Annotated in this window: 7 protein-coding genes; 3 read left to right on the forward strand and 4 right to left on the reverse strand. The window is 54.5% G+C overall.

The features are described from left to right. Positions 1 to 188: 188 nt before the first annotated feature. Both aprA and aprB read right to left on the reverse strand, forming a co-directional pair. Positions 189 to 2,168 (reverse strand): adenylyl-sulfate reductase subunit alpha, encoded by a 1,980-nt coding sequence (aprA, locus tag BOW52_RS02010; protein ID WP_078482414.1) that lies wholly within the window; start codon positions 2,166 to 2,168, stop codon positions 189 to 191. 35 nt (positions 2,169 to 2,203) lie between these two features. Beyond that, positions 2,204 to 2,677, reverse strand: a complete 474-nt coding sequence (gene aprB, locus BOW52_RS02015; protein ID WP_078482415.1) for an adenylyl-sulfate reductase subunit beta — start codon at positions 2,675 to 2,677, stop codon at positions 2,204 to 2,206. Between the two features lie 483 nt (positions 2,678 to 3,160). On the opposite strand from aprB, the gene BOW52_RS02020 reads away from it, so the two are divergent. Genes BOW52_RS02020 through BOW52_RS02030 form a run of 3 tightly spaced genes read left to right on the forward strand, consistent with a single transcriptional unit; the run spans position 3,161 to position 7,781 of the window. Beyond that, entirely contained in the window at positions 3,161 to 6,061 is a 2,901-nt protein-coding gene (locus tag BOW52_RS02020; protein ID WP_078482416.1) for a molybdopterin oxidoreductase family protein, read from the forward strand. Beyond that, positions 6,058 to 6,783 (forward strand): 4Fe-4S dicluster domain-containing protein, encoded by a 726-nt coding sequence (locus tag BOW52_RS02025; RefSeq protein WP_078482417.1) that lies wholly within the window; start codon positions 6,058 to 6,060, stop codon positions 6,781 to 6,783. The genes BOW52_RS02020 and BOW52_RS02025 overlap by 4 nt, the downstream gene beginning before the upstream one ends. A gap of 17 nt (positions 6,784 to 6,800) precedes the next feature. After that, a complete protein-coding gene (locus tag BOW52_RS02030) occupies positions 6,801 to 7,781 on the forward strand; it encodes a dimethyl sulfoxide reductase anchor subunit family protein (protein WP_078482418.1) in 981 nt (326 codons plus the stop codon). 59 nt (positions 7,782 to 7,840) lie between these two features. On the opposite strand, the gene BOW52_RS02035 is transcribed toward BOW52_RS02030, so the two are convergent. Beyond that, a complete protein-coding gene (locus BOW52_RS02035) occupies positions 7,841 to 8,608 on the reverse strand; it encodes a hypothetical protein (RefSeq protein WP_135621936.1) in 768 nt (255 codons plus the stop codon). Between the two features lie 286 nt (positions 8,609 to 8,894). Then, the coding region (locus BOW52_RS02040; RefSeq protein WP_153043210.1) for an IS3 family transposase at positions 8,895 to 9,019 on the reverse strand (125 nt) is incomplete at its 5' end.

Consider the following 9,019-nt stretch of genomic DNA (forward strand, 5'->3'; position numbering starts at 1 on the left):
CTAGCGATTTCCTTTAAACAAATGGCCGACCAGAAAGGTCCACCATGGAACGGAATCTGTGATTATAACCCCTCGGAGGGTCATAACTCTATGTTTCTATAACCCTTTCTTTTTAAAGGCATAGAAATAAAAAATCCGGGCACCTTTCGGTACCCGGACTTTTTCGTCATTTGCGACTCAAGTAATGCTTACTTGAACAGCTTAGACTTATCTACGAGATCAACGTGAGCGCGCTTGAAGCAGGTCCACTTACCAGTCTCTTTGTCATAGATAGAGTTAACGAAGCAGTGCCAGTTCTCTTCGTCGACAAAGTTCTTGTCTGCACGATAGTAGAAACCAGGGTAACGAGACTCCTGACGGAACTCGATGTGCTTCAGGTGAGCTTCTGCAGTCAGGATGCGGTGATAGTTCTCCCAAGCACGTAGCAGCTCGTGCAGGTCCTTAGCACGCAGCTTCTCAGAGTCTTCCTTCAGCATGTCCAGCTTCTCACCAGCAACCTTCATCATGTGCTCGTTGGTGGTGTAGTAGGTAGCAACACCAGCAACGTACTCATCCATGATCTTCTGCAGACGGAACTGCAGCATCTTAGGAGTGATGTAGTTAGGGTTAACGTCGATAGCGGTTGAGTAATCCTTGTGCTCAAGGAAGGTCTTAACCGGACGCAGAATCTCATTCACCAGATCCTCAGTAGAGGTGTCCAGCTCAGGAGTGAAGTCTGCATTGTCCAGGCAGTACTTGACCATTGCCTTGGCTGCCATACGGCCCTCGGCGTGTGAGCCAGAGGAGAACTTATGACCAGATGCGCCAACGCCGTCACCTGCGGTGAACAGACCCTTAACGGTGGTCATTCCACGGTAGCCCCAGTTCCAGCCTGAAGGCAGGTGGTCAGGAACGCCAGCCTCGGTCTCGTCGGTAGGCGCGCCTACGTCGGTAGGACCAGAGGTCCAGATGCCGCAGCAACCAGAGTGTGAACCGAGGAGGTAGGGTTCGGTAGGCATCAGCTCTGAGTTCTTCTTCTCAGGCTCGATGTTCTCACCAACCCAGATACCACACTGGCCAACACACATGTCGAGGAAGTCTTCCCATGCCTCTGCCTCAAGGTGCTTAACCTCACGAGGAGAGAGAGTCTCACGCAGGTTGCCCAGCGCGGTGACGGTGTCCATCCAGATAGGACCACGGCCTTCCTTCATCTCCTTGAGCATAAGGTGATTACGCAGACATGAAGCAGGAACAGCAGCCTGACCGTAAGGAGGATAGTCGTCGAGCATCTCCTTGTTGCGGGTCATGTAGGTCTCGCCGATAGCGTTGGTAGCCTGTGACTTAAACAGCAGGAACCATGCGCCAACAGGACCGTAACCGTCCTTAAAGCGGGTCGGTACGAAGCGGTTCTCCATCAGGGTCAGCTCAGCGCCTGCCTCAGCAGCCATTGAGTAGGTAGAACCAGCGTTCCATACAGGGTACCAGGCACGACCGGTGCCCTCACCAACTGAACGTGGGCGGAAGATGTTTACACAACCACCAGCGGCCAGCAGGATAGCCTTTGCCTTGAAGACGTATACCTTGTGCTCACGTACGGAGAAGCCAGCAGCGCCAGCGATACGGCTAGGATCGTTCTTGTCGTTAATCAGCTTAACGATGAAGACACGCTCCTGAATGCGGTCCATACCGAGTGCCTTCTTAGCAGCCTCAGCAACGATCCACTTGTATGACTCACCGTTGATCATGATCTGCCACTTACCAGAACGTACTGGCTTGCCGCCGTCCTTAAGTGAAGTCATACCCTTAGAACCGTCATGACGCTCACCGTTCTCGTCGGTCTTCCAGATTGGCAGACCCCACTCTTCGAACAGGTGAACCGACTCATCAACGTGACGACCGAGGTCGTACGCGAGGTCATCACGGGTGATACCCATCAGATCGTTAGAGACCATGCGAGCGTAGTCCGCAGGATCCTGCTCAGAACCGATGTAGGTGTTGATTGCTGAAAGACCCTGTGCAACCGCGCCAGAGCGGTCCATAGCTGCCTTATCGACCAGCTTGATGTTCAGGTTAGTGCCTTCAGCCCACTTCATGATTTCGTAAGCGGCGCCACAGTTAGCCATACCGCCACCAATCATTAGGACGTCTACTGTTTCTTCAACGACCTCAGGATTTCCAAATTCTGCCATTTCTAAATTCCTCTTGTAGATTTGTTCGACGCGGCTTACTTACAGATCAGCTCGCTGGGATCGCCAGCGCGGTAGCCATTCTGCTCGTTGTGATTGAAGAAGCCGGGCTCTTCGATCTTAGACATGTCAGCGTCAGCCTTGCCGCCGTAAGGATCGATAGAACCTTCAGGGGTCGTACGGATCGGGAACTTAAAGCGCTTCATGGTGCCGTTACGGAACTTGATGGTCCACATAATGGAATCAGAACCACGCAGTGGCTGTACTGAACCACCAAGAGGAACAACGTCAGCGTAGTGACGAGCTTCGATTGCCTGCTGTGGGCAAATCTTAACGCAGGAGTAGCACTCCCAGCACTGCTCAGGTTCCTGATTGAAAGACTTCATTGCGTGGCCGGTTTCAGAACCGTCCATATCGAGTTTCATCAGGTTGTGCGGGCAGATGTACATGCAAGCGGTCTTATCCTGACCCTTGCAGCCATCGCATTTATCGGTACGTACGAATGTAGGCATGTTTTATTCTCCGTTGAACTGCAGTTTTATACACCCATCTAACAGGCGGCCCCGAAAGATGGACTCTAGAGTCTTATAAAGACTTAAATTCTTGTGTGACCAATCACTGCTTCTGATCGCACCGCTGTGGCCATAACTTCAACCTTCAGCGCATCACCAAGCTGTTCAAGTTGCTGTCTGTCGTAAGGCGTAGACGCAATGACCCGGCTTGTGGAGGGTGTCTACCATAATGATTCAGGGGGGGAAATCCAAACAGTATTATCTTTAGCTGCCATAAGGCGGCTTTATTCTTACTCCTTTATATATGGAAGGGCGATAACTCCTTATTACCAAATGTATTTCTCGGTCCAGCCGTATACCCCATATGGGATATACGCATATTAGTATATTGTGATATTTTACAGCGATCATCATCTGTGGGGCGAACTATTCACAGCGATGCGTTATTTTCCTAGCAACAACTCAGGCAATCGAGACTCCCCTATGTCATCAACCACTCAGCAAGCTGTGGCCGAAGGCCGTACTGAGGTTAAAAACACCACCTGCTACATGTGCGCCTGTCGCTGCGGTATCCGTGTCCATCTGCGCGATGGACAGGTTCGTTACATCCAGGGCAATCCTGACCATCCTCTTAATAAGGGTGTGATCTGCGCCAAGGGTTCATCAGGCATCATGAAGCAGTACTCTCCAGCACGCCTGACCAAGCCACTTAAACGCAAGGCGGGCTCTGAACGCGGAGCGGGGGAGTTTGAAGAGATCAGCTGGGAAGAGGCCTTTAGCACCCTAGAAGAGCGCCTCGGCGATATCCGCGCCACCGACCCGAAGAAGTTTGCGCTATTTACCGGCCGCGACCAGATGCAGGCGCTCACTGGTCTATTCGCCAAGAACTTCGGTACTCCAAACTACGCCGCACACGGCGGTTTCTGCTCGGTCAACATGGCCGCTGGCATGATCTATACCATCGGCGGCTCCTTCTGGGAGTTTGGTGGACCCGATCTGGAGCGCTCCAAACTATTCGTGATGATCGGCACCGCCGAGGATCACCACTCCAACCCGATGAAGATTGAGCTTGCGAAGTTCAAACGTAACGGCGGCCGTTTTATCTCGATCAACCCGGTCCGAACCGGTTACTCGGCCATCGCCGATGAGTGGATTCCGATCAAACCCGGCACCGATGGCGCACTGCTGCTGGCACTCAACCACGAGATCATCAATCAGGGGCTCTACGATCGCGACTTCCTGATCCAGTACTCCAACTCCGCAGAGCTGGTCAACATGGATGAGAACTCGAGCGAATACGGTATGTTCGTTCGATTTGAGGTTCCACCCGAAGAGGGCTGTTTCGATCCACAGAACAAGCTGTGGTGGGATCGTGAACTTAATAAACCGATCTCGACCCACACCCCGGGTGCCGATCCCTATCTGCGTGGCGAGTTTAAGCTCTCCGATGGCACCCCGGTCAAACCTGCCTTTGAACTGCTAGCCGAGCGTGTAGAGCAGTACACACCGGAGTGGGCCGCCGATATCACCGGCATCCCTGCCGAGACAATCCGTCGCCTCGCCCACGAGATGGGTATCACCGCCCGTGATGAGAAGATCGAGCTGCCGATTGCCTGGACCGATGTGTGGGACAACGAGCACGACACCATCACCGGCAACCCTGTCAGCTTCCACGCCATGCGCGGACTGGCAGCACACTCTAACGGCTTCCAGACCATCCGTGCGATGTCGATCCTGATGTCGATCCTCGGCACGATCGATCGGCCCGGCGGCTTCCGTCACAAGGCGCCCTTCCCACGTCCGATCCCACCCTGCCCGAAGACCCCAACGGGTCCCGAGGCAGTTAAGCCCAACACCCCGCTTGATGGTATGCCGCTGGGCTGGCCCGCCGATCCGGACGATCTTTTTGTTGATGATAAGGGTGAGCCGGTACGACTCGACAAGGGTTTCTCCTGGGAGCACCCACTCTCGGTACACGGCCTGATGCACAACGCCATCACCAACGCCTGGCGCGGCGACCCCTACAAGGTCGACACCCTGATGCTGTTCATGGCCAACATGGCGTGGAACTCATCGATGAATACCGATGAAGTGCGCAAGATGCTCAACGACAAGGATGAGGATGGTGAGTACAAGATCCCCTTCTTGGTGGTGGCCGACGCCTTCCAGTCTGAGACGGTTGCCTTTGCCGATCTGGTGTTGCCCGATACCACCTACCTTGAGCGTCACGATGTGATGTCGATGCTTGATCGTCCGATTTCCGAATATGACGGACCAGTCGACTCGGTGCGTGTACCGGTAGTGCCGCCGATGGGCGACAGCAAACCGTTCCAGGAGGTGCTGATCGAACTCGGATCACGCCTCAAGCTGCCACCGTTTGTTAATGACGACGGCTCACGCAAGTATCGCGACTACCCCGATTTTGTCACCAATTTCGAAACCGCACCCGGTTCGGGCATCGGTTTCCTCAGCGGCTGGCGCGGCCAGTCGGGTGAGAAGAGCATGAAGGGTGAGGCCAATCCGAAGCAGTGGGAGATGTACGAGAAGAACAACTGCGTCTACCACCATCATCTGCCGAAGTCCTACCAGTACATGCGTAACTGGAACCAGGGCTATCTGCAGTGGGCACAGTCACACAGCCTGACCCGCTATGACGAGCCGATCAACATCCATATCTACTCCGAGGTGTTGCAGAAGTTCCGCCTTGCTGCACAGGGCAAGAGCCAGGGCAAACAGCCACCCGATCATCTGCGCAAACGCATCGAGACCCACTTCGATCCACTGCCGTTCTACTCGGAGCCGCTCGAGGCGCAGCTCTCGGATAAACATAAATATCCGCTTAACGCGATCACTCAGCGTCCGATGGCGATGTACCACTCGTGGGACAGCCAGAACGCCTGGCTGCGTCAGATCCACACCTACAATTTCCTCTACATCAACCCAGTGACGGCAAAATCTGCCGGTATTGAGGATGGTGGCTGGATGTGGGTCGAGTCGATGCACGGCAAGGTACGCTGCATGGCGCGCTACAGCGAGAGCACCGAGCCGGGCACCGTCTGGACCTGGAACGCTGTCGGCAAGGCGTCTGGCGCCTGGAATCTAGACGGCAAGGCCAACGAGTCAAAGCAGGGCTTCCTGATGAATCACCTGATCAGCGAGGAGCTGCCAAGCTGCGAGGCGGGTGCCAACATTTCCAACTCCGACCCGGTCACCGGGCAGGCAGGTTGGTACGATGTGCAGGTTCGTGTCTATCCCACCGATCCAGGTGAGAAGCAGGAGACCTTCCCACAGTACGCCACCATGCCTTCCGCACCCGGCACGCCGATGCGCCGCAAGATGCAAAACTATTTCGCCGGCCTGTTCCGCAAGGGAGAGTTCAAATGAGCCAGTTAGCCCTCGTTATCGACCTGAATGTCTGCGTCGGCTGCCACGCCTGTGTCACCAGCTGCAAACAGTGGAACACCTCCGGCGACGCCGGTCCGATGTTCGATGACAACCCTTATGATAAGGACCCGACCGGCACCTTCTTCAACCGTGTACAGACCTACGAAATCGGTCAGTTCCCACGCACCGAGACGCTGCACTTCCCGAAGAGCTGCCTCCACTGTGAGGATGCACCCTGTGTACCGGTCTGCCCGACCGGCGCCAGCTTCAAGCGCGAGGATGACGGCATCGTACTGGTCGACTACGACAAGTGCATCGGCTGTAAATACTGCTCCTGGGCCTGCCCCTACGGTGCGCGTGAGTTCGACAAGCACCAGAAGGTGATGAAGAAGTGCACCCTCTGTGTCGATCGTATCTACGACGAGTCACTGCCCGAGTCGATGCGCAAGCCCGCCTGCGTGCTCGCCTGCCCAACCTCGGCACGCCTCTTCGGCGATGTACACGACCCCGACTCCGAGGTCTCGGTCACCATTCGTGAACAGGGCGGCTACCAGCTGATGCCCGAATGGGGCACCAAGCCCTCCAACCACTACCTGCCACGGCGCAAGACCAAGATGCACATCCATGAGGATGAGCTGGTCCGTGCCGACAATCCGCTCAAGAAGGAGGACATCCGTCATGAGATCAGCGACGACGTCACCCTCGACGACTGGATGATGTAAATCAGGAGATCCGACAGATGCATCCCACATTTTCAGTAATCTTCCTCACCACCCTGATCGGTGTCGGCCAGGGCCTGTTCCTGGCGATTTTCACCGAACAGAGTTACTCAACCGTCAACCTGCTTCCGGCACAGGAGAGCAGCTTCTACGTCACCGGTAGCCTGCTCGCCCTCGCCTTCATGGTCGGCGGCCTGTTTGCCGCGGTCTTCCACCTCGGCAAACCGAGCTATTTCATCACCCGCGCCTGGCGTGGAGTCACGCAGTGGCGCACCTCCTGGCTGTCGCGTGAATTGATCGCCCTGCCGCTGGTGATGGGGCTGATGTTCCTCTACATGGTCTTCCACTACTTCGGCTGGGATGCCGACATCTTCGGTAGCGCAGAGACCAAGGGGCAGCTGACTCTGGTGATCGGCGGCCTCGGCAGCGCTGCTGTATTTATCCTGTTTGTCGCCACCGGCATGATCTACGCCAGCCTCAAGTTCCTGCAGGAGTGGAACTGCTCGCTGACGGTGTTCAACTACATCCTCTTCGGTGGCGCCTCCGGCTTCACCCTCGCCGCTGCCTACAGCGCCTTTGCTGCACCTGAGCTGGTCGCCTTCTACGCTAGCTGGGCGATGATCATCACCCTCGCCGCACTGGTCAGCCGCGCCATGAGCCTGTTCCGCAACGCACGTATCAAGTACAAGTCGACCCTGCAAACCGCCATCGGCGTACGCCACACCCAGATCCAGCAGAAGGCGATGGGCATGATGGGTGGCTCCTACAACACCCGCGAGTACTTCCACGGCAAGACCGCCATCTTCCTCAAGTCGATTAAGTGGATCTTCCTGGTACTGGTCTTCCCACTGCCACTGCTACTGCTCTGGCTCGGCATGGACGGCAATCCTCAGGCACTGGTACTCGCCTTCGCCATCCAGTACCTCGGCCTACTGTTTGAGCGTTGGTTCTTCTTCGCCCAGGCAAACCACCCACAGAACCTCTACTACCAGACGGTCTGATCCAAGACCTAATCGAAAAAGGCGCCCTTTGGCGCCTTTTTCGATTCTAGAAGAGAAGCTCAGTTAGCCAACAGACGATCAAGTTGAGCGATCACCATTCCCTGGCAACGATCAAGCTGGGACGCCAGTTCCGACTTAACCAGAACGTAATCGTTGCTAGACCACTCACTCAAAACACGTGGACTCTCAGTCTCAGTAGAACAATCAACCACTTCATATGGACCGCTAAAGCTGAAACCGCGCGCCTCCTTCCGTTTATAGACCTCAAGGAACAGCTTTAAACGGAAGAGCTCATCGTCACCCAACAGACTCTCATACACCAGCGCCGCACTTCCGCCACCAACAAGAATAGGATTCACAAAAACCTTCGACTTCCACTCAGGATTCGTTGCCACCGATTCATTGACAACATCTTTGACCCTAGAGACAAACCTGGTAGCCACTGGATTTCTTACATTATCGCGATCATCAACATCCGAAATAACCTCACCCCTGAGCTCATTCTTCGAAAAACCCTGGCCACCCACCTCTCCGCCAAGAGCAAGCGACAACACATTTACACCAACCTGCATAGCCACACTCTTCCCCGTTGAAGCCCTACTGATCAAGCGAACCTCTTGCGGCAGGTTTTTAACATACGACTGATCGGGAAGACTCCTCGTATATTCGACGCCAACAACCCCCGCCCGAACATTCTTAGATGGCGCAGAAGAGCACCCAATTAAGACAACAACAGAAACCACAAAACAAAATCGAAAAGCAAAACGCAACATCATTAACTTCCTCCATGTCAAAAAACACATTCCTTTTTCAAAATACTTATCCATCAACAACTAACAATCGTTGCCATGCACTACCTCCATCTTAGACATCCCCCAAACCGACAGACACTCCTATAGATAAATTCAAAGCATGGGAGGAACAGATGGAAAAATCAGATTGAGTGTCCACGGAAATGAAGGAAGTCCAATGTCTACCAATTGAAGCGTCCGATCCATTAGGGGATCTTCACCCCGCCCCTTTTACGTACGCGCTATTACGCACCATTTACTACAGATCCCCATCCTAATTTAGTTCCTTGTTGAGGCTCCCCCGGTTTAACGGATGAATTAATTAAGAGGCACACTTTGCCTCGTATCCTGCAGGACTTACATACCCCAAGTACGAGTGACGCCTGCGTCTGTTATAAAAGACTTCGATGTATTCAAACAGACTCTGCTTTGCTTCCTGTTTGGTTT

The sequence above is a fragment of the Solemya pervernicosa gill symbiont genome (genome assembly GCF_002020875.1).
Lineage (GTDB): Bacteria > Pseudomonadota > Gammaproteobacteria.